We start from the raw sequence: 21,301 nt of genomic DNA, 5'->3' as shown, positions 1-21,301 counted from the left end.
GGCATATTGTGAGGCAAGATGAATGAACGCAGTCAAATACACATCAGATTGACTCTGACAAACACCCTTTTCAATTCCCAGGGGAGATTGTTACGCGCATGCTTCCCGGTTGATTAAGAGCCTCAATGCCTGAAGTGATTTTGCCAATTTTGATAACCCCTGCGGCTTCAGGTCCGCGGCCTCGGTAAAAAGCAATGTTCCCCCACGGAGCATAATAAGCAATGTCCCCGGCGGCGCCGGCAGCAGACTCGGGGGCCGCGTCTTGCGAAAGGCGACGTGGCAGCGCGCCGCTGATTTTCTCCGCATCACCGTAGTCTTTAAGCGTTAAGGTGAGTGGCAGCAGCTTGACGAAGCTCCGCGCCGTCGGATTATCTTCAAGCGTCGCCGTTAGATAGGTGGAGCCTATGGCTATCCGAATATCATGCATTTTTACCTGCCGTGTAGCGGCTCCTCTCTGGTTCTCGGAACTGTCCTGGGCTGCTTGTAATGTGCCGATTGCCGGCAGCATAAAAAGTAGGGCTGCATATTGGCTAACCCGCATAGAGGTCTTTCCCATGGCATGTCCTTTCATAGTCGGCGCTGTTAAGCTCAGGTTGAAGACCGCGCCAATGCGCGGCCTGAGGTTGCGGAGACGAAACGCTTACTTCAGATTGCCGTGGAAGAAGGAAGCCAGTTTGGCGAACGGGATCAGGTCGGTACGGTCATACAGATCCACATGGCCGGCACCCGGCACGATGACCAGTTCTTTCGGTTGGCCGGCCAGTTTATAGGCCTCTTCACTGAACTCGCGCGAGTGCGCTTCAGAGCCCGTGATGAACAGCATCGGGCGAGGAGAGATCGTCTCAATGTCGTTGAACGGATAGAAGTTCAGGAACTTGACGATACTGGTCAGCGTCGGATGGGTAGTCAGCGCCGGCGACGAACCCTTAGGGGTGAATTCGCCGCGCGGCGTGCGGTAATAGTCATAGAACTCACGCTGGATAGCCGGCGTGTCCGCTGTCAATTCATGCACGGTACCACTGACGTATTCGGTTTTTCCGCCTGCGAACTCCACATCACGCTGTGCGGATGCCGCTGCGATCATCTGCTTTCTCTGTTCCAGCGTTTGCGAATGTTTAAGTCCATTGCGTACTGCCGCACCCATATCATACATACTGACCGTCGCAACGGCTTTGATACGCGAGTCGATTTTCGCGGCACTGATGACGAAGCTGCCGCTTCCGCAAATGCCCAGTACGCCGATCTGCTCTTTATCAACCCACGGTTGGGTTCTCAGGTAGTCAACGGCTGCGCTGAACGCTTCTGCATAAAGGTCTGGCGCCACGACGTTACGGGGTTGCCCATCACTCTCACCCCAGAAAGACTGATCGATAGCCAACGTGACAAACCCTTGTTCAGCGAGCTTCTGCGCATAAAGGTTCGAGCTTTGCTCCTTCACCGCACCCATCGGGTGGCCAATGACTATCGCAGGATAGTGGGTGCCCTGCTGCCGATTTTTGGGCATGTACAGGTTCCCTACAATCTTCATTTTGAATTGATTGTTAAAGGTGACCTTTTGCGTCGTTACCTTATCGCTCCGGTAAAAGTTATTTGCGCCGTTAGACATATCGGCTGCCATAGAAGTAAATGAACTGACCAGCAGGGCCAGGGATAACGCTATTTTCTTCATCTGATTACTCTCGGTTGAAATAGTGAAGTTAATTTCTTCGGTGTTTGTTTAAATAAATCGGGGAATAAAAACTCAAACCTGAACGTGGGTCATTTATTTGAACGACTCATTTCAAGTTGATGTAAAGGGCCTGTCGACGCAGTCAATATAGCAACAATGATTAGAACAATTAATGCCAAAAATCTTTACGCTTTTGTGAGAAAAATTCATCAATGGTTTTCCCCCTCAGCCTGCATTGGGGTAAGATGATGCGCACTCAGGCACCCACCCGCTCAACACCTGAACCCCCCAAAGGAGAAGCAAAGTGGATGATCTTAAAGCCTTTCTGTGCATTGCCAGATTGCGGAGCTTTACCAAAGCGGCGGCGGAGATTGGCGTCACCCCTTCGGCCCTGAGCCATACGATTAAAACGCTGGAGGAAAAACTGGGGTATCGCTTGTTGACCCGAACCACCCGCAGCGTGGCTCCTACCGAAGAAGGCGAAATGCTGCTGCGTAGCCTGGGGCCCTTATTCGAGCAAATAAATGATGAACTGGAAAAATTGGGGGCGATGAGGAATACACCGAGTGGGACGATTCGCCTGACGGGATCAGATGATTCCGTTCAGTACCTGATTCGCCCTGTGCTGGCAGATTTTCTGAAAAAATATCCCGAAATTAATATTGAAATCGGTATCGATTACGGCTTTACCAATATCGTCCAGGAGCGCTTTGATGCGGGCATACGTCTGGGCGAGTCTATTGACAAGGACATGGTGGCGGTAAGGATCAGCCGGGACTGGCGATTGTGCGTGGTGGCGACTCCCGCTTATTTCCAGCAATATGCCGCCCCGCAAATTCCTAACGATCTTATCCGGCATAACTGCATCAATATCCGTCATTCAATCACCAGCGGTGTTTATGCCTGGGAATTTGAAAAAGGCAAACGTCAGTTCAGCGTAAAAGTTAAAGGGCAATTCACGGCAAACAGCACCCTGCATCAGTTAGACGCCGTGCTGGCGGGCATCGGCATTGCTTACCTGCCCGATTACCTGGTAGCCCCTTATCTCCAGAGCGGGCAACTGACGGAAGTTCTCTCTGAATGGTGCCCTTATTTTCAGGGATACCATCTTTATTATCCCCATCGCCGCCACGGTTCGCCGGCCTTTATGGCTCTGGTTGATATCCTGAAGGAAAATTACCGCAAGACCCTTTAGCCGCACCGCGGGCTACTCTGAACCGGGCTTAGGCGGCACCTTCGCCTTTTTTCAGTTCTTTCAGGTATTTGTAGACCGTCGCGCGCCCCAGGGATAACACGTTGGCGATATAATCGGCGGCGCTTTTGGCTTTGAAGGCCCCTTCCTTGTAGAGATCGATCACCAATTGCTTTTTTTGTTCACGGCTCAATGATGACAACGACGTGTTCTGAAGGCGGATCCACTCATGCAAGAAGGTATTGATCTTCTCTTGCCAGTCATCCTTGAACAGCTGCTGCGGCTGTGGTTGCAGACGCGTCACCGACAAGAACATGTCCAGCGCATTTCTGGCGTCCTCAAACATGCCGGTGCTCAGGTTGATGCACAGCAGATAGCTCGGATTGCCCTGTTCATCGCGGGCGGGAATGCTCACCGAACGCATTTTTTTGCCATCCCAGTTGAGCTTTTCGTAAGGGCCGGTGACCGGCGCGCCGCTGTTGATATCAAAATCGTCCAGGCCGGCATCGTCACCCGGTTTACGTTTCGACAGGTTATTGGCGAGGTAGGTGACTTTGTTGGTCGACAGATCGTGTATCACCACTTCCACGTTAGGGAAAAACAGGGCGGCGATACCGTCGGCGACCGACTGCAATAATTCAAGTTGGGACGTGGGTTTCAGCACTCTGCCGTTTCTCCGTAGCGATAAGCATGATGATTTTGGCCGATTTTCATCATCTGGTCAGCCGCTTAGCATACCTTACTTGCCGTGGAATGCCGAGCGGGAGAGCTGCCGTCCTGCCGTCGCTTGCGCCTCGATTCACCGCTGCGTTGACAGCACATTTGAGGCCGAAGCGGCAAAATGCCACCAGCCCTTTTGTTAACAAAAAGTGAATATCGCGATACATCATAAAACGACATGTCGAACTGCGCTGTTGCCCACATTTTGCAGATGAAATTTATTAATTGGCATAAGATTTTCAATATATCAGCCAGTTGAAGCCGGTTTCGTTTAATAAAAACACGATATCAGGCCGTTTTGACAGGAATTCCCCGCCGCCGTCAGGAAACGGCATTGTCAACACGATGCTTAAATAAAATGAAACTTTTTGATCACATTCAAGCTTCTGACAAATAGATAAAGGCAAAATTTATGCGTTTTTTGTGCATAAAGCATGAATACCCCTCGTAACCTCCCGACAAAAGTAATTAACTATTCATTTTTACCCGTCAAAACCCATTGGGAACCGGCCTGCAGCCCGATCGAGGGGGGCTAACAACCGGCAGGTTTAATGGTAAATTTAGCGTCGCAAAAGTGTTATGCACTTAGTAATCCACGGTTAAACAAAATAAATACCTAGATAAAAAAAGGTTGGTTATGGAAAAGCTATCCTACGCTTCAGAAAGCAGCACAACGGCCTGGGCCACCTACTTGCAACAAATCGACCGCGTTGCACCTTACCTCGGTGACCTGTCTCGTTGGGTTGATACCCTGCGTCATCCCAAGCGTGCGCTGATTGTCGACATCCCATTGCAAATGGATGACGGTTCTATCCGCCACTTCGAAGGTTTCCGCGTTCAGCACAACCTGTCGCGCGGCCCGGGCAAAGGCGGCATCCGTTACCATCCGGATGTTGATCTCGATGAAGTCATGGCGTTGTCAGCATGGATGACCATCAAATGTGCGGCGGTCAACCTGCCGTACGGCGGCGCCAAAGGCGGTATCCGCGTCGATCCTTTCAAACTGTCTGAAGGCGAACTGGAGCGACTGACCCGCCGCTATACCAGTGAAATCGGTTTTATCATCGGGCCGCAGAAAGATATTCCTGCACCGGACGTCGGCACCAACTCGAAAGTCATGGCCTGGATGATGGATACCTACTCCATGAACCACGGCACCACTATCACTGGCGTGGTCACCGGCAAGCCGATTCACCTCGGCGGCTCTCTGGGGCGTGAAAAAGCCACCGGCCGCGGCGTGTTCGTCACCGGCAGCGAAGTGGCCAAGCGTCTCGGCGTTGAAATTGAAGGGGCCAAAGTCGCGGTGCAGGGTTTTGGTAACGTAGGCAGCGAGGCCGCTCGTCTGTTCGTTGGCGTCGGTGCACGCGTAGTGGTGATCCAGGACCACTCAGCTACCCTGTTCAACCCGGACGGCATCGATCTGGCCGCGCTGACCGAATGGCAGACCAAGAACAAGCAGATTGCCGGCTTCCCTGGTGCCAAAGAGATCGAAAGCGAAGCTTTCTGGTCGGTCGACATGGATATTCTGATCCCTGCGGCGCTGGAAGGCCAGATCACTCGCCAACGCGCAGAAATCCTGAGCGCCAAGCTGGTACTGGAAGGCGCTAACGGCCCAACCTACCCGGATGCGGACGACGTGCTGCGCTCACGCAATATCACCGTAGTGCCTGACGTTATCTGTAACGCCGGCGGCGTGACCGTCAGTTACTTCGAGTGGGTGCAGGATATGGCCAGCTACTTCTGGAGCGAGAGCGAAATCAACGAGCGTATGGACAAGATCATGACCGACGCTATGGTTCACGTCTGGAACAAGGCCGAAGAGAAAACATGCAGCCTGCGTACGGCGGCTTATATCGTCGCCTGTGAGCGCATCCTGACCGCACGTAAAGAGCGTGGCATTTACCCAGGTTAATACCTGAGTCAATGTTTCGGTTCTTCCCGGCCTGCTTTGTGGGCCGGGATATTCTCCCTTCCCCTCCTCAGCGCCAAAGCCTTTTAAGTAACGATCATCGGCAATAACGCGGATATTGCCCTGCTCATTGCCTTTCCCGGGGGGCTCACTGGGTAGATTCATTCATTTTGATGACCACTTTGCCTTTCGCCCGCCCCTGCGCAAGGTAGGCAAGCGCATTCTTCGCTTCCTCAAAAAGAAATACCTTGTCGATCACTGGCCTGATACGCTCGTTTTCCAGGAGTTTGCCGATCTCGGTGAGCAGATCCCCATCAGGACGAACGAAGAGAAATGAGTAGGTAACGTCTCGTTTTTTCGACAGTCGCATTATCTTGCGGCTCATTAACCCGAAGACCAGCCTCAGGAAGACGTTTAGCCGCCGGGCCCGGGCGAACGCCACGTCCAGGGGGCCGATGAGAGAGACGATACTGCCGCCAGGCTTGAGGATACTGACGGATTTTTCAAGGGAATCGCCCCTGATGGTGCCAAGAACCACATCGTAGCCACTTAACACTTTTTCAAAGTCTTGCTGCTTGTAGTCAACCACTTCGTCTGCACCCAGGCGGCTCACCCATTCCACGTTGCTCGTACTGGTGGTCGTTCCCACCGTTGCGCCAAGGTATTTGGCCAACTGTATCGCAAAGGTGCCAATACCGCCGGAGCCTGCGGGGATGAACACCTTTTGGCCAGGTTGAAGTCTGGCGCGCTCTTTCAGTGCCTGCCAGGAGGTGAGCGCGACCATCGGCAGCGAAGCCGCCTGCACGAAGTCCAGATTTGCCGGTTTCATTGCCGCCGCGCTTTCGGGTACTACGGCAAATTCGGCGAGAGACCCCGTACCCTGATCGAAAATGCTGGCGAAGACGGCATCGCCGGGCTTGAAGCGCGTCACGCGGCTGCCAACCTCGGTGACGACACCCGACAAATCGCTACCCAGAGTGGCAGGAAGCTGGAAAGAGAGTACGGCTTTAAATACGCCGGTTGGGATCATGTTGTCGACCGGGTTCAGGCCGGCGGCATAGACTTTAACCCGGATTTCATCGGCTTTCAGCGCGGGGCAAGCCACCTCGGTGAAATCTATCTCAGGCGATTTGCCATAACGTTTGAAGGTGAGTGCTTTCATCGTTTTATTTTTCATCTGTTGTTTATTCTCCGCGTTACGCTTGCTGATAAATGCATTCACTTCACCTTCATGAGGCGTTATTTTGCCTTGTACCCGCAGTGGAACGGTTTGACTCTCTACAGAACAACCTGCAAGGCAGGTTGATACTCATCTGCAGAGAGTCGTTATTTTGCTAGACGGCTTTATACCGCTCTGCGGCTTCATCTTGCTTTATGTCAGACAGCAAAGCCTGGCGCGCGGCATCGAGCGCATCCCAGCGTGCTGCGTTGTGCAGTGGCGGGATGGTGACGAGTTCACGGCGATCGAAGCCCACCAGCGCGGCGTCGACCAGCTCCCCCACTTCCATCATTTTGGAGGATGCGCTGATGTCGATGCCGGCACGTTCCCAGATTTCCGTGTAGGTTCCGGCGGGCAGCACGGCCTGGACATAAATCCCCTTCGGCGACAGCTCAATATTCATTCCCTGAGACAAGAAAAGAACGAAAGCCTTGGTTGCGCCATAGACAGACATGGCAAATTCCGGTGCCAAGCCCACCACCGAGCTGATGTTGACGATCGAACCTTCACCCGCTTGCGCAAACCGTGGCGCCACCGCGCAGGCAAGGCGCGTCAGTGCGGTCGTGTTGAGCGCGATGAGTTGCTCTATCGAGTCTGGCGTCTGATCGATAAAATTGCCAGATTGCGCGATGCCCGCGTTATTGATCAGAATGCCTATCTGAGTGTCCTCACGAAGGCGTGCTTCTACCTTGACCAAATCGCTGCATTGGGTCAGGTCGGCAGGCAGGACATCGACGGAAATGCCGTGTTCTTTTTGCAAACGATCGGCAAGGATATCAAGCTTTGCCTTGTCGCGAGCGACCAGCACAAGGTTGTGGCCACGGCGCGCGAAGCGCTCGGCGTAAACTGCGCCAATGCCGGTAGAGGCGCCTGTAATAAGGACTGTAGATGTTGTCATATATTTAGTTTCTTCATCGATAATTAAAGAGATACCGCGCTGTGCGGCGTGTATTGGCATGCAGCCGCCAACGGCATTATTCGGGGGAACCTAAAGCGGCGGATAATCGGTGTATCCCTCTGCGCCGCCGCCATAGAGCGTTTCCGGGATGAATGCAGCCAGAGGTGCGCCCTTCTGCAATCTTTCCACCAAATCGGGGTTAGCGATGAAGGGCCGCCCGAAAGCGAACAGATCGGCCTTACCTTCGGCAAGTTGGGCCGAAGCCAATGCCAGGTCATAGCCGTTGTTGCCGATATAGGTATTTTTAAAGCGTCGACGCAAAGAATCGTAATCAAACGGCACTGCGTCACGAGGGCCGCCCGTTGCCCCTTCGACCACATGAAGGTAGACGATGCCTAATGTGTCGAGTTGTTCGACGAGGTAATCATATTGTCCCTGTGGATCGCTGCTCGTAATTGCATTGGCGGGTGAAACGGGTGAAATACGGACGCCAGTCCGCTCAGCGCCGATCTCCCCTGTCACGGCAGCCATAACCTCCAACAGCAGTCGCGCACGATTCTCAATGGAACCGCCGTAAATATCAGTGCGCTGATTCGCCCCATCCTTGAGGAATTGCTCCAACAGGTAGCCATTCGCACCATGAATCTCTACACCGTCGAACCCCGCGGCTATTGCATTGGCTGAAGCCTGTCGGAAATCGTCGACAATCTGCTTTATCTCGGCTGTTTCAAGCGCGCGCGGTTCAGAAACGTCAGAGAAACCGTTGTTCACAAAGGTTTTAGTCTCGGCCCTGATGGCTGAGGGAGCGACAGGCGCTGCGCCGTTGGGCTGCAAGTCGACATGGGATACGCGACCCACATGCCATAATTGTACGAAGATTCGCCCGCCTTTGGCATGTACTGCCTCAGTCACTTTGCGCCAACCCTCGATTTGCGCCCGCGTATAGATTCCCGGCGTATCTTGATAGCCCTGTGCCTGCGCCGAGATCTGCGTAGCCTCGGTAATCAACAGGCCTGCGGTGGCTCGTTGCGCGTAGTACATCGCCGCCAGTTCGCTGGGTACCAAACCCGAGCCCGCACGATTGCGCGTTAACGGCGCCATCACAATGCGGTTGGCGAGCGTTATTGAGCCAAGGGGATAAGGTTGAAATAACGTTTGATTAGTCATGTTTTTCCTTCGCCAGGTTGTTCGGAAGTTGTCGTCACTAATCATGATGATCACAATCTAAGAAGTCAATTTATTTGATTATGACCATCATCTATATGTGCTGTGGCCTGATTTGTAAGGAAGGGCTCAATAATGAAGATGTCGAAAGAGCAGGTCCGAGAGAACCGAATAAGAGAGCTGTACTCTGAATGACAGCGGTATCAAAAAGCTTGGCATGGGTTCGCGCTCCCCGCCCCTATAAGCTATATGTTAGGGATCCTTTCCCCCTCCGGAGAACCTCCTCATGAGCAAGAAAAAGATCCTGATGCTGGTCGGCGACTATGCCGAAGATTACGAAACCATGGTGCCGTTTCAGGCGTTGCAGATGATTGGCCACCAGGTGGATGCCGTCTGCCCCGATAAAGTCAAAGGCGACTACATCATGACGGCGATCCATGATTTTGACGGTGCGCAGACCTACAGCGAGAAACCCGGCCACCGCTTTATCCTGAATGCCGATTTTGCCGCCGCGCGGGAAGAGGATTATGACGCCCTGCTGATCCCCGGCGGCAGAGCGCCCGAATATTTGCGCCTAAACCCGCAGGTGATCAAGTTGGTGCAGGCTTTTGATGCCGCCCGCAAACCGATAGCCGCCGTCTGCCACGGCCCGCAACTGCTGGCCGCCGCCAACGTGTTGAAAGGCCGAACCTGCAGCGCCTACCCGGCCTGCGCCCCTGAAGTGCAGTTAGCCGGCGGGCATTATGCGGATATCGGTATCGATCAGGCTCACGTTGACGGCAATCTGGTGACCGCGCCGGCCTGGCCGGCGCATCCGCAGTGGCTGGCGAAATTTGCCGAGGTGTTGGCACAATAAATCCGGCATAAAAAAGGCCCGCAATCGCAGGCGGGCCAACAGCACAAGACAAGACATCTATTCTGATGCTGCCTCTATACCCGTCGTCTTTCAAGCTGCAGCGTTGTTACCTGCACTTAGTTATGTGGCCCGTGCATGGGCCACACCCCTTCGGGGGCCGCTGCGAGCAGCGTTCAAATCTGTTCCCGACAGATTTGTCACCCCAGTCACTTACCGGAGTAAGCTCCTGCGGATGAACGAGCTGGGCGCCTGGCAGTGCTGTACAGGGATGTACGAATGCCGCGAGCACATGGATGTGCTAGAGCGGCCAACTTGAAAGCCATAGGGTATTCATAAGAAGTTCTCTTTTCCGCTGGCGTTAATTTAACGTCTGAGAACAGAAAATAATGCGTTATGTTATCCGCACCGGTTTCGCATCATTTTAATTGTTCAATCAGAAAATGGATATCATAAAGCCAGCGTTTAGCCCGGGCGGAACGTACCAGCATGTAAACATACAGCGGCCGGATCCTTTCCATCTCCAGATCCCAGTTATTCATGCGGCGAGGCGATCCGGAGAATAATATTCCCGACTTTGTCTCCTGCCGAAAATACAGCTCGTGATTGTAACTGCTGTTGTCTATGCCGAAGGTATCGAAGTAGCCGCGCATCAGCGTCTCCGACATGGGCAAGGTCAGGTTAAGCTCTTTGTTTATCTCGGTATTCAGAGTGACGGCAATGCCCTTTTTAAGAAATGCGGGCGCGTTATATCTGTCGACAACGGAAATCACTTGTTGCTGAATATCACTGTCCATTTCAACCTCAATATATTTGGCCGCGGGAAAGTTGCGATATTCTTCAGACCTTTCTTATTGTGTCGAGTTCTGCGGGTCGGGGGTATTTTCCTTTTCTTTACATTTCTCGTGCCGGATAAATATAAAAAACGCAGGGTGATAACACCACCCTGCGTAATCGGTTATTGCTCGATAATAAATTTAACGGGTCAGGGTCGCGCTATTGGCGACCGCACTATCCTCCTGCTTCTCCGCCGTAATGCCGCCACCCAGTACCTTATACAGCGTAATCAGGTTCTGGTACTCGGTTTGCTGCGCGCTGATCAACGACTGGCGGGCGGTGTACAGCGTCCGCTGGGCGTCCAGCATGTTCAGGTAGGTATCCACACAGTGCCGATAACGCAGTTCGGCCAGGCGGTAATATTCCCGCGAGGCAGCCACGTAGCCGGTTTGCGCCGCCAGTTGCTCCCCAAGGGTGCCATTGCGCGCCAGCGCATCGGCAGTTTCCTGGAACGCCGTCTGCACCGCTTTCTCATAGGTGGCGACGTACAGATCCTTTTGCGCCTTGGTGTAGTTGAGCTGCGAGGTGTTATAGCCGCCGGTGAAAATCGGCAGGCTGACGCTCGGCGCAAAGGACCAGACGCCGGCGCCCTTGCTGAACAGGGACGACAGCTCCCCACTGCCCACGCCGCCGCTGGCGGTCAGGCTGATCGACGGGAAGAACGCCGCACGCGCGGAACCGATGCTGGCATTGGCGGACTTCAGATTATGCTCGGCTTCCAGCACGTCCGGCCGGTTCAGCAGCACCTGCGACGACACATTGGCCGGCATGTCTTTCATGATGCCGGACAGCGCCTCGATCCCGTTCGGCAACAAGCTTTCGGGCACGCTTTGCCCCACCGCCAGATCCAGCGCGTTTTTCGCCTGCGCGGCGCTGGTGGTATAGCTGGCGACGTCTGAACGCGCCTGCTGATAAACCGTGTCCGCCGAAGCCACATCCACCATCGACAAAATACCGTTTTGCTGGTTTTTACGCGTCACCTCCAGCGACAGCCTGGCGCTTTTCATCGTGTCTTTGGCGGCCGCCAACAGGCTGCGTTCCGCCGCCACGTTCACCCAGTCGGTGACGATATCGGCGATCAGCGTCAGACGCGTACTTTTTGCCGCCTCGGACTCCGCCAGATAGGTTTCGAATTTTGCGCGCGACAGGCTGCGGTTTTTACCGAACAGATCCAACTCAAACGAACTGGTGCCGGCGCTGGCTTCGTAGCTCTGGCTGATCGCGGTCGCATTGCCGTTGCCGGTCAAGGTACGTGAGCGCGTGCCGTCCACGCCCGCGTTGATGGTCGGGAACAGTTCGGAACGCTGTTCGCCGTATAACGCGCGTGCCGACTCAATGTTGGCGATCGCTTCGCGCAGATCACGGCTGCTGCTCAGCCCCATCGCCACCACCTGCCGCAGCCGCGCATCCACCACATAATCGCGCCACGGGATATCCGGATAGCTCAGTGAAAGCTTACCGCTTGGCGCGGCATAGGCGGCACCTTGCGGCAGGTTTGCCGGCACCGGTGCCTGTGGCCGCTGATAGTCCGGATCCAGTGAAATACAGCCTGCCAGCAACAGGGGGAATGTCAGGGTTATCAATCGTTGCAGCACATTATTCTCCTGCCTGTGGCGCGGTGCTTTCTACCTGTTTGGCGGCGACCGGTTTACGTGCAAATACCCGGCGTACCAAAACGTAGAACAAAGGAACAAAGAAGATCGCCAAGAGTGTCGCGGTAAGGGTACCGCCGATAATCCCGGTGCCAATGGCAATTCGGCTGTTGGCGCCGGCACCGGTGGAAATCGCCAGCGGCAACACCCCGGCGGTAAACGCCAGCGACGTCATCAGGATGGGCCGCAAGCGCATACGGGATGCTTCGATCGCCGAGGCGATCAGCGTTTCTCCGTGCTGGTACTTCTCTTCGGCAAACTCCACGATCAGAATGGCGTTTTTGGCCGACAGCCCAATAATGGTCAACAGCGCCACCTGGAAGTAGATGTCGTTTTCCAGCCCGCGCAGCGTGACTGCCAACAGCGAACCCACCACGCCCATCGGCACCACCATCATGACCGCGAACGGGATCGACCAGCTCTCATACAACGCCGCCAGGCACAGGAACACCACCAATAGCGCGATGGCATACAGCGATCCCGCCTGGCCGCTGGTCAGGCGCTCCTGATAAGAAAGCCCGCTCCAGGAGTAGCTGCTGCCCGAGGAGAACGTCGCCGCCAGTTTTTCCATTTCATCCATCGCGGTGCCGGAGCTGGTGCCCGGAGCGCCTTCGCCGGTGATTTCGAACGACGAAAGCCCGTTATAACGCGACAGGTTTTCCGGCCCGTAGATCCAGCGCGATGAGGCAAAGGCCGAGAACGGCGTCATGCTGGTCGTGCTGCTGGTTGAGCTGCCACGCACAAACCATTTATCCAGATCCTCAGGTTTGGAACGGAACTCCACGTCCCCCTGCATATAGACTTTCTTCACCCGGTTGCGGTCGATAAAGTCGTTGACATAGGTGCTGCCGAAAGAGCTGGTGAGCGTGCTGCTGACGTCACCGGCGCTCAGGCCCAATGCTTGCAGCTTGTCATTATCGATATCCACCTGCAGCTGCGGGGTATCCGGCAAGGTGTTGGCGCGCACGGCGATCAGGCCCGGATTTTTGCCGGCGGCGGCAATAATCTGGTCACGCATCGTCTGCAATTCCGCACGGGTCGTTGCGCCTTTGGCCTGCAACTCGAAGGTGAAGCCGTTGGACTGGCCAAAGCCGTCGATCGACGGCGGGCTCATCGAAAACACCTGAGCATCGCGAACGCCGGCGAAGTGCCCCATGGCGCGTTTGGCAATCGCGTCGGCGGTGTTCTCGCTGCCGCTGCGCAGGCTCCAGTCCTTGAGGCTGACGAAGGCCATGCCGGCGTTCTGGCCGCTGCCGCTAAAACCAAAGCCGTTGATGGTAAAAATGCTGTTGACGTTGGCCTTCTCATTGTTGAGGAAGTAATCCTTCACCTCGTCGCTGACCACCGAGGTACGGGCGTCGGTAGCGCCGGCCGGCAGCGTATACTGCACCATCACCATCCCCTGATCCTCGTTGGGCAGGAAACCGGTCGGCAGGCGCATATACATGACGGCGGCCGCGATCAGCAACAGACCGTACATCAGCAGATAACGCATTGGGCGGTGGATCACCCTGCCGACCTTGTCGGCATACTTCGCCTGCAGCCGGTCATAACCCCGGTTGAATTTGCCCAGCAGGCCTTTGTCGGTCAGTTCTTCATGGGCAGGTTTCAGCAAGGTGGCGCACAGCGCCGGTGCCAGCGTCAGCGCCAGAATCACCGAAAGCGCCATGGAAGAGACGATAGTGACGGAGAATTGGCGATAAATCACTCCGGTGGACCCGCCGAAGAACGCCATCGGCAGGAACACCGCAGACAGCACCATCGCAATGCCCACCAAGGCGCCGGAGATCTCTTTCATCGACTTTTCCGTCGCTTCGCGCGGCGGCAGTTTTTCTTCGCGCATCACGCGCTCGACGTTCTCCACCACCACGATGGCGTCATCCACCAACAACCCGATGGCCAGCACCATGCCAAACAGCGTCAGGGTATTGATCGAATAACCGAACACCGCCAGCACGCCAAAGGTGCCGAGCAGCACCACCGGCACGGTTATAGTCGGGATCAACGTCGTACGCAGGTTCTGCAGGAAGATGAACATCACGATCACCACCAGCACCACCGCTTCGAACAGCGTCTTCACTACTTCTTCAATCGAGATGTTGATAAAATCGGTACTGTCTTTCGGGTACGCGACCTTATAGCCGTCTGGCATGGATGACTGGTATTCCGCCACCTTGGCCTTGACCAGCTTGGCGGTGTTGAGCGCATTGGCCCCGGCGGCCAGTTTGACCGCAATGCCCGCCGCAGGATGGCCGTTGAGGCGTGCGCTGGAAGAGTAATCTTCGTTGCCCAGCTCAACCCGCGCCACATCGCCCAGGCGAACCAGGGCCCCGCTGCTGTCGCTTTTCAGGATGATATTGCGAAATTGCTCCGGCGTTTGCAGCCGCGATTGCGCCTTGACCGTGGCGGTCAGTTGCTGATCGGCGCCGGCCGGCAGATCGCCGACCTTACCCGCAGAAACCTGGGTGTTCTGCGCCTCAATCGCCGTCTCCACATCGGACGGCATCAGCGAATAAGACGCCAGCCTGGTCGGGTTCAGCCAGATACGCATGGCGTATTCCGAGCCGAACACTTGCACGTCGCCCACGCCGTTAATGCGCGACAGCGGGTCTTGCAGGTTACTGACCAGATAGTCGGCGATGTCTGCCATCGTCGCTTTATCGGTCTCATCGTACAGGCCGACGATCAGCAAAAAGCTGCTCTGCGATTTCTTGACCGTTACCCCTTGCGCGGTGACCTCGGACGGCAAGCGGCTTTCCGCCTGCTGCACCTTGTTTTGCACCTGTACCTGAGCGATGTCCGGATCGGTACCCTGATCGAAAGTCACGTTGATGCTCACCGAACCGTCGGAACTGCTGGTCGACGAGAAATACAGCAGGCCGTCCAGGCCGGTGAGCTGTTGCTCAATGACCTGCGTCACGCTGTTTTCCAGGGTTTCCGCATCGGCGCCCGGATAGGTAGCCGAAATGGCGATCTGCGGTGGAGAGACGTCCGGGTATTGCGAAATGGGCAGCGAGTTGATCGACATCAGGCCACACAGCATGATGATGATCGCGATCACCCAGGCAAACACCGGACGCCGAATAAAGAATTGCGCCATGATTACTGCTCCCCGCCGTTAGCCGTACCGGTCGCCGCCTGCGTCTTTTTTTGCACTTCAACGGCTTTAACGTCGACCCCGGCGGCCACCTTACTGGTGCCCTCGACGATCAGGCGATCGCCGTCGTTCAACCCTTTACTGACCAGCCAGTTGCTGCCGATCACCCGTTCGGTGGTGACCGTGCGCTGTTCAACCTTGTTTTGCGCATTCACTACCAACGCAGTGGCTTCACCTTTGGCATTGCGGGTGATGCCCTGCTGCGGTGCCAGAATGCCTTTGAGATCGACGCCGTTATCGACTCTGGCGTGAACGTACATGCCCGGCAGCAATTCATGCTCCGGGTTAGGGAATACGGCGCGTAGCGTAACGGAGCCGGTAGCCTCATCCACCGACACTTCCGTCAGTTCCAGTTTGCCGTCATGCTGATAAGGCGTGCCGTCTTCAAGTTTGATGGCGACCGGTGTGACATCGTCACGTTTTAAGGACGCCTGCAATTTGCGCAGCCTGAGCAGTTGGCTGCTGGATTGCGTGAGATCGACATAGATGGGGTCCAGCGCACGGATGGTGGCCAGCGCATCGGTCTGGCTGGCGGTAACCAGTGCGCCGGGCGTCACCGAGGAAATACCGATGCGGCCGGAAATCGGCGCGCGCACCTGGGTGTAAGCGAGATTGATTTTGGTGGTTTCCAGCGCCGCCTGATACTGATCGACGGAAGCGACCGCCTCCAGATAGGTCGCCATCGCATCGTCCGCATCCTGTTTGGAGACGCCATTCTCTTTCACCAGCGCCGCGTAACGCTGTGCCTTCAGGCGGCTGGCTTTTACCGTCGCCTGCGCGCTTTTCAACTGTGCGGCAGCCTGGTGATAACTGGCCTGATAAGTGGCGGGATCGATTTGATACAGTACCTGGCCGGCTTTTACCTCGGCCCCTTCGGTAAACAGACGCTGTTTGATAATGCCGTCAACCTGCGGACGAACGTCCGAGGTCATGGTGGCGTTCACCCTGCCGCTCAAATCGCTGCTCAATGTGACCGGTTGGCCGTGCAGCGTCGCGACCCCCACCTCCGGTGTGCCGCCCGCTCCCATCGGGGCCCCGCCGGGTTTGCCATCACAGGCGGCCAACATTAGCGCCAGGCTGACAAGAAAAAGCTTTTTGCTCTGCATCGAGTATCTATCCTATTGAGAACGTTTATTCTCAATATATAGATTCCGGTATTTTTAGTCTGACAGGGTTACGTAAGGATTCGGTAAAAGTCCTTCGCAAAGCATGAGAAACGCCGCTGTAAACCCTATTTTTGCCGTAGCGGCACGTCTTTCAGCAACCAGGTCAGCGCAAAGGCCAGCACCATCACCCAGGCGGCAATCTGGTACACCGAGTGGATCGCCCCGCCGAAAGCCTGCAGATAGTCTTGCTGCAAGGCCACCGGCAAATGGTGTACTGCCGCCGCGCCCAGAGAACGCGGCAGTTGCGTGCCCTCCGGTAACAATACGGCCAGGCGGCTGTGCAGCACGTTGGTAAAAATCGCGCCAAACACCGCCACGCCGATCGAACCGCCAATCGAGCGGAACAACGTAGCGCTGGAGGTAGCGACCCCCATGTGCTGAGGCTCTACGCTGTTTTGCGCCGCCAGAATCATCACCTGCATCACCATGCCCAATCCCAGCCCCAACAGGCTGATATAGAGATACAACTGGTGCACCGGCGTCGAATTTGTCAGCGTGCCGAGCAGGATCATGCCTGCCAATGCGCACAGGGTGCCGATAATCGGGAAGATGCGGTATTTGCCCCTTTTGCTGATCAGCCTGCCGCTGACGATCGAGCTGATCATAATGCCGCCCATCAGCGGCAACAGCTGCATCCCGGCCTGCGAAGGCGTCGAGTCTTTCACCACCTGCAAATACAGCGGCAGGAAGGTCACCGAACCAAACAGCGACATGCCGATGATAAAACCGATCAGGCTGCACAACACAAAGGTGCGATTACGAAACAGCCCCAGCGGAATGATCGGCTCGCTCGCCAGCCGCTCTTCGTAGATAAACCCACCCAGAGACACCAACCCGAAGGCCAGAATGCACCACAGCTGGCCGTCCGACCAGGCCATGATCGTGCCGCCCTGGCTGGTAAAGAGGATGATGCAGGTCAGCGCCGAGGCGAGATAAGCCGCCCCCAAATAGTCGATTTCGTGTTTAACCCGGTTGACCCGCGACTGGAACACCGCGCCGATCACCGACAGGGCGAAAACCCCCAGCGGCAGGTTGATATAGAAAATCCATCGCCAGGAGAAATGCTGCACCAGCAGCCCGCCGATCAGCGGCCCGACTACCGTCGCCAGGCCAAATACCCCGCCGAACAACCCCTGATAGCGTCCGCGATCGGCCGGCGGGATCACGTCACCCACCACCGCCATGGTCACCACCAATAAACCGCCGCCGCCCAGTCCCTGCAACGCGCGCATCAGGATCAATTGCGTCATGTTCTGCGCCAACCCGCACAGCACCGAACCGAGCAAAAACACCACGATGGCGATTTGCAGCACGATCTTGCGGCCGAACAGATCGCCGAACTTGCCATACAGCGGCACCACGATAGTTGAGGCCAGCAGATAGGCCGTCACCACCCAGGACAAATTCTCCAAGCCGCCGAACTCGCCGACGATGGTCGGCAACGCGGTCGAGACGATGGTCTGATCGAGCGCCGCCAACAGCATCACCAGCAGCAGCGCGGAGAACAGCAAACGGATCGAGGACGCCTGTTCAGACGCCCTGCCGTGATCTTCGTGGCCTGCGGTGTTATCAATGCCCATTCGAGTGAGTCCGCTTGTAATTAATTAACTGAGTAATTAATATATGAGCTATTCTTTTCTCCGGTCAATGGATCTCGCCGCGATGACAGCACAAAACGTTAAACATCCCGCCTCTCCACGCCGCCCTGGCCGGCCCAGCGGCGCGGCCAACGGGGCAGAGAAACGGGAACATCTGCTCGACACTGCGTTGAATTTGTTCGCCCGCCAGGGCATTGCCGATACCTCGCTGAACGCCATTGCCCGCGAGGCCGGCGTTACCCCAGCGATGCTGCACTACTACTTTCACAACCGTGAACAGCTGCTCGATGTGCTGATAGACGAACGTTTTCTGCCGGTGAGAATCGCCGCAGGCGACGTTTTCGACGCCAACGAGGACGATCCGGTAGCGGCCTTCACCGAGTTGGCGCAGCGGTTTATCGATATTTCCATCGCGCATCCGTGGTTCGCCCCGCTGTGGTTACGCGAAGTGATGAGCGACAGCGGCGTATTGAAACAGCGAATGGACGAGCGCTTCGGCGACAAACAGCGCAAAACGGCGATGCAGTCCATCGTTCGTTGGCAGGCGGAAGGCAAGCTGCATGCCGATCTGGAGCCATCCCTGCTGATTGTCACCCTGTTTGGCATGACGCTATTGCCGTTAGCCACGGCGTCAAAATGGCAGCGCGATAACGCCCTCAGCCCGCTGCGCGCCGAAGACATAGCCCGGCATGCCATTACGCTGCTCACCCACGGCCTGGGGCCGCAACGCTAAGAGAGATCCATTCTGGTGCGGGGCCCTCCCGTACCGGGTGCAATACCCACCTTGTCCCACTCGCTTTCCCGCTATTTGCGCCTGTCGCTTAACTGGCACCTTTTTTGCTTTGGCTACTCCGCCTAATTTGGCTTTCTAATCAGGGGTAGCGCTATGTTTCAAATAATTAGAGTGGCATTTGTTTTATTGACCTTAGGTTGCGCCAACGCCGCGACTGCAGCCGGTGAGTTACCGCATATCGTTATCTTGGCCACTGGCGGCACCATCGCCGGCTCGGCAGCCTCCAATACCCAAACCACCGGCTACAAAGCCGGGGCGCTGGGGGTTGATACCTTGATCGCCGCGGTACCGGAAATGCAGAAAGTCGCCCGGGTGGACGGCGAGCAGATTGCCAATATCGGCAGCGAAAACATGACCAGCGAGATCCTGCTCAAGCTGTCAAAACGCGTCAACGAACTGCTGGCGCGCGATGACGTCGCCGGCGTGGTGATCACCCACGGTACCGACACGCTGGACGAATCGCCCTACTTCCTTAACCTGACGGTAAAAAGCAACAAACCGGTGGTGTTCACTGCCGCCATGCGCCCGGCGACCGCCATCAGCGCCGACGGCCCGATGAACCTGCTGGATGCGGTGACCGTTGCCGCCGATAAACAGGCAGCAGGCCGCGGAGTGATGGTGGTGCTGAACGATCGCATTGGTTCGGCCCGCTTCAGCACCAAAACCAACGCGACGACGCTGGACACCTTCAAAGCGGCGGAGGAAGGTTATTTGGGGGTGATTGTCGGCGGCAAACCTTACTTTGAAACCCGGGTGGATAAAATTCATACCACCCGTTCGGTGTTTGACGTACGCAATGTCAGCGCGCTGCCGAAAGTCGACATTATTTACGGTTATCAGGACGATCCCGAATACATGTATGACGCAGCCATTCAACACAAGGTCGACGGGATTGTGTATGCCGGCACCGGTGCCGGGTCGGTGTCGGTGCGCAGCTCGGCCGGGATCAAGAAAGCGGAAAAAGCCGGCGTGCTGGTCGTTCGCGCCAGCCGCACCGGCAGCGGAGTCGTTCCTGAAGATGCCGGCCAGCCCGGCCTGGTTTCCGACTCGCTCAACCCGGCTAAATCACGCATTCTGCTGATGCTGGCGCTGACCAAAACCCATAACCCGCAAGTGATCCAGGACTATTTCCATACCTATTAATCTGCTCTGTCACGTCCCGGCAACAGGCCGGGACGCTCATGAAAGACTATCTGGCCAACACCGGACGGCGGCCAGAAAGCACAGTCAGGGAGACGTGCGCAGCCAGCCCGAAGATCAACCCCCAGAATACCGACGCCATGCCTAAAAAGTTCATGCCGGACGCCGTGACCAGGAAAGTGATTAACGCCGCTTCCCGCTGCTTCTCGTCGGCCATTGCGCCGGTCAACCCGGTGCTGATGGCGCCAAACAGCGCCAGCCCGGCCAGCGAGATAATCAGTTCTTTGGGTAATGCAGTAAACACCGAGGCCAGCGTCGCGCCGAAAATCCCCATCACAATGTAGAAAATTCCGCTGGCGACGCCGGCGATGTAGCGTTTGCTTTTCTCCCGGTGCGCCTCTTCGCTGGTGCAAATCGCTGCGGTAATGGCCGCCAGATTTACCCCGTGCGAGCCAAACGGCGCCAGCAACACCGAGGCAATCGCGGTCATCGAGACGATCGGCCGAGCCGGTGTGGCGTAACCGGAGGAGCGCAACACCGCCATGCCGGGCACATACTGACCGGTCAGCGTCACCAGCGTAAGCGGCAGTGCGATATTAATGATGGCGTGCCAGCTCCAGGCCGGGGTAATCAGGACCGGATGCGCGACGCTGACGACGATATCCCCACCGTTCAACATGCCGCTCATTCCCGCCACTGCGCCGCCGATCACCAACACGGCGACAATGGCATAGCGTGGCAACAGGCGTTTAAACAACAGGTAGGTCACGAACATGGCCATGACCAGCGTCGGTTGCAACTGAATGGACACAAACAACTCGGCCCCGAAATGGAATAAAATGCCGGCCAGCATGGCGGCGGCGATCGACCGGGGTAATTTACCGATCAGTTTATCGAAGGCGCCGGACAGACCAATGACGGCGATAATGAGCGAAGAAACGATATAAGCCCCCACCGCCTCGTTGATCGTCACCCCTGGCAATAACCCGACCAGCAATGCCGCGCCGGGCGTAGACCAGGCGGTGATCACCGGCACCCGCAGGCGCCAACTCAAAATCAGCCCGGTGATGCCGCTGCCGATGGAGATGGCCCAAATCCAGGAGGAGATCACCTCCGTGGGCAAGTGCGCCGCACTGGCGGCCTGAAACACGATGATCAACGGGCCGGCGTAAGACACTATCACCGCGATGGCGCCCGCCACTACCGCCGAAAGAGAAAAATCCTGTCGCAATCTGTCCATCATTACCCCTATCAATGTACATCGATTAAATCGATGCAATATGCCAGAAAAGAAAAACCCCGATAAATTAACTTAAAAACAACAAGTTGAAGAT

General features: G+C 56.1%; 17 protein-coding genes. 5 read left to right on the top strand and 12 right to left on the bottom strand.

Annotated elements, in window-relative coordinates; translation table 11 throughout:
* Positions 1–70 precede the first annotated feature (70 nt).
* Together V2S86_RS07220 and V2S86_RS07215 are read right to left on the bottom strand one after the other, a co-directional pair.
* Entirely contained in the window at positions 71–556 is a 486-nt protein-coding gene (locus V2S86_RS07220; protein ID WP_330761841.1) for a cyclophilin-like fold protein, read from the bottom strand.
* Positions 557–640: 84 nt separating this feature from the next.
* Positions 641–1,669: an alpha/beta hydrolase gene (locus V2S86_RS07215; protein ID WP_330761840.1), complete on the bottom strand. Its 1,029-nt coding sequence runs from the start codon at positions 1,667–1,669 to the stop codon at positions 641–643.
* 304 nt (positions 1,670–1,973) lie between these two features.
* Here V2S86_RS07215 and V2S86_RS07210 point away from each other — a divergent pair, with 304 nt between their 5' ends.
* On the top strand, positions 1,974–2,864 hold the full coding sequence (locus V2S86_RS07210; protein ID WP_330761839.1) for a LysR family transcriptional regulator: 891 nt from the start codon (positions 1,974–1,976) through the stop codon (positions 2,862–2,864).
* Positions 2,865–2,892: 28 nt separating this feature from the next.
* On the opposite strand, the gene V2S86_RS07205 is transcribed toward V2S86_RS07210, so the two are convergent.
* On the bottom strand, positions 2,893–3,525 hold the full coding sequence (locus V2S86_RS07205; protein WP_330761838.1) for a helix-turn-helix transcriptional regulator: 633 nt from the start codon (positions 3,523–3,525) through the stop codon (positions 2,893–2,895).
* Between the two features lie 693 nt (positions 3,526–4,218).
* Between V2S86_RS07205 and V2S86_RS07200 the strand changes: the two genes are divergently transcribed.
* Positions 4,219–5,493 carry a Glu/Leu/Phe/Val family dehydrogenase gene (locus V2S86_RS07200; RefSeq protein WP_004944650.1) on the top strand — a complete coding sequence of 425 codons (1,275 nt, stop codon included), beginning with the start codon at positions 4,219–4,221 and terminating at the stop codon, positions 5,491–5,493.
* Between the two features lie 145 nt (positions 5,494–5,638).
* Here the strand turns inward: V2S86_RS07200 and V2S86_RS07195 are convergent, their stop codons facing one another.
* The 3 genes from V2S86_RS07195 to V2S86_RS07185 form a co-directional block, all read right to left on the bottom strand.
* Complete coding sequence (locus V2S86_RS07195; protein ID WP_330763162.1) at positions 5,639–6,667, bottom strand: NADP-dependent oxidoreductase; 1,029 nt, start codon at positions 6,665–6,667, stop codon at positions 5,639–5,641.
* 157 nt (positions 6,668–6,824) lie between these two features.
* Positions 6,825–7,607, bottom strand: a complete 783-nt coding sequence (locus V2S86_RS07190; RefSeq protein ID WP_330763161.1) for an SDR family NAD(P)-dependent oxidoreductase — start codon at positions 7,605–7,607, stop codon at positions 6,825–6,827.
* Positions 7,608–7,697: 90 nt separating this feature from the next.
* A complete protein-coding gene (locus V2S86_RS07185; protein ID WP_330761837.1) occupies positions 7,698–8,774 on the bottom strand; it encodes an alkene reductase in 1,077 nt (358 codons plus the stop codon).
* Positions 8,775–9,057: 283 nt separating this feature from the next.
* Here V2S86_RS07185 and V2S86_RS07180 point away from each other — a divergent pair, with 283 nt between their 5' ends.
* Positions 9,058–9,627 carry a DJ-1/PfpI family protein gene (locus tag V2S86_RS07180; RefSeq protein WP_126482765.1) on the top strand — a complete coding sequence of 190 codons (570 nt, stop codon included), beginning with the start codon at positions 9,058–9,060 and terminating at the stop codon, positions 9,625–9,627.
* A gap of 416 nt (positions 9,628–10,043) precedes the next feature.
* On the opposite strand, the gene V2S86_RS07175 is transcribed toward V2S86_RS07180, so the two are convergent.
* The 5 genes from V2S86_RS07175 to V2S86_RS07155 all read right to left on the bottom strand — a co-directional run bounded on the left by V2S86_RS07175 (position 10,044) and on the right by V2S86_RS07155 (position 18,016).
* The gene (locus V2S86_RS07175; protein ID WP_330761836.1) at positions 10,044–10,421 is read right to left on the bottom strand and encodes a DUF1493 family protein; all 378 of its coding nucleotides are present in this window, start codon (positions 10,419–10,421) and stop codon (positions 10,044–10,046) included.
* Positions 10,422–10,601: 180 nt separating this feature from the next.
* Positions 10,602–12,056, bottom strand: a complete 1,455-nt coding sequence (locus V2S86_RS07170; RefSeq protein ID WP_330761835.1) for an efflux transporter outer membrane subunit — start codon at positions 12,054–12,056, stop codon at positions 10,602–10,604.
* A gap of 1 nt (position 12,057) precedes the next feature.
* The gene (locus V2S86_RS07165; protein ID WP_330761834.1) at positions 12,058–15,213 is read right to left on the bottom strand and encodes an efflux RND transporter permease subunit; all 3,156 of its coding nucleotides are present in this window, start codon (positions 15,211–15,213) and stop codon (positions 12,058–12,060) included.
* Between the two features lie 2 nt (positions 15,214–15,215).
* Positions 15,216–16,376, bottom strand: coding sequence for an efflux RND transporter periplasmic adaptor subunit (locus V2S86_RS07160; RefSeq protein WP_330761833.1), 1,161 nt, complete (start codon positions 16,374–16,376; stop codon positions 15,216–15,218).
* A 125-nt stretch (positions 16,377–16,501) separates the two neighbouring features.
* Positions 16,502–18,016 carry an MDR family MFS transporter gene (locus V2S86_RS07155; RefSeq protein ID WP_330761832.1) on the bottom strand — a complete coding sequence of 505 codons (1,515 nt, stop codon included), beginning with the start codon at positions 18,014–18,016 and terminating at the stop codon, positions 16,502–16,504.
* Between the two features lie 43 nt (positions 18,017–18,059).
* Here V2S86_RS07155 and V2S86_RS07150 point away from each other — a divergent pair, with 43 nt between their 5' ends.
* Together V2S86_RS07150 and V2S86_RS07145 are read left to right on the top strand one after the other, a co-directional pair.
* Entirely contained in the window at positions 18,060–18,767 is a 708-nt protein-coding gene (locus V2S86_RS07150) for a TetR/AcrR family transcriptional regulator (protein WP_442996135.1), read from the top strand.
* Between the two features lie 153 nt (positions 18,768–18,920).
* Positions 18,921–19,970 (top strand): type II asparaginase, encoded by a 1,050-nt coding sequence (locus V2S86_RS07145; RefSeq protein ID WP_330761830.1) that lies wholly within the window; start codon positions 18,921–18,923, stop codon positions 19,968–19,970.
* 46 nt (positions 19,971–20,016) lie between these two features.
* On the opposite strand, the gene V2S86_RS07140 is transcribed toward V2S86_RS07145, so the two are convergent.
* A complete protein-coding gene (locus V2S86_RS07140) occupies positions 20,017–21,210 on the bottom strand; it encodes a benzoate/H(+) symporter BenE family transporter (protein WP_330761829.1) in 1,194 nt (397 codons plus the stop codon).
* Positions 21,211–21,301 lie beyond the last annotated feature (91 nt).

This window comes from Serratia sp. C2(1), assembly GCF_036352655.1.
Classification (GTDB): domain Bacteria; phylum Pseudomonadota; class Gammaproteobacteria; order Enterobacterales; family Enterobacteriaceae; genus Serratia; species Serratia inhibens.
This window is presented reverse-complemented; position numbering and strand designations above follow the sequence as displayed.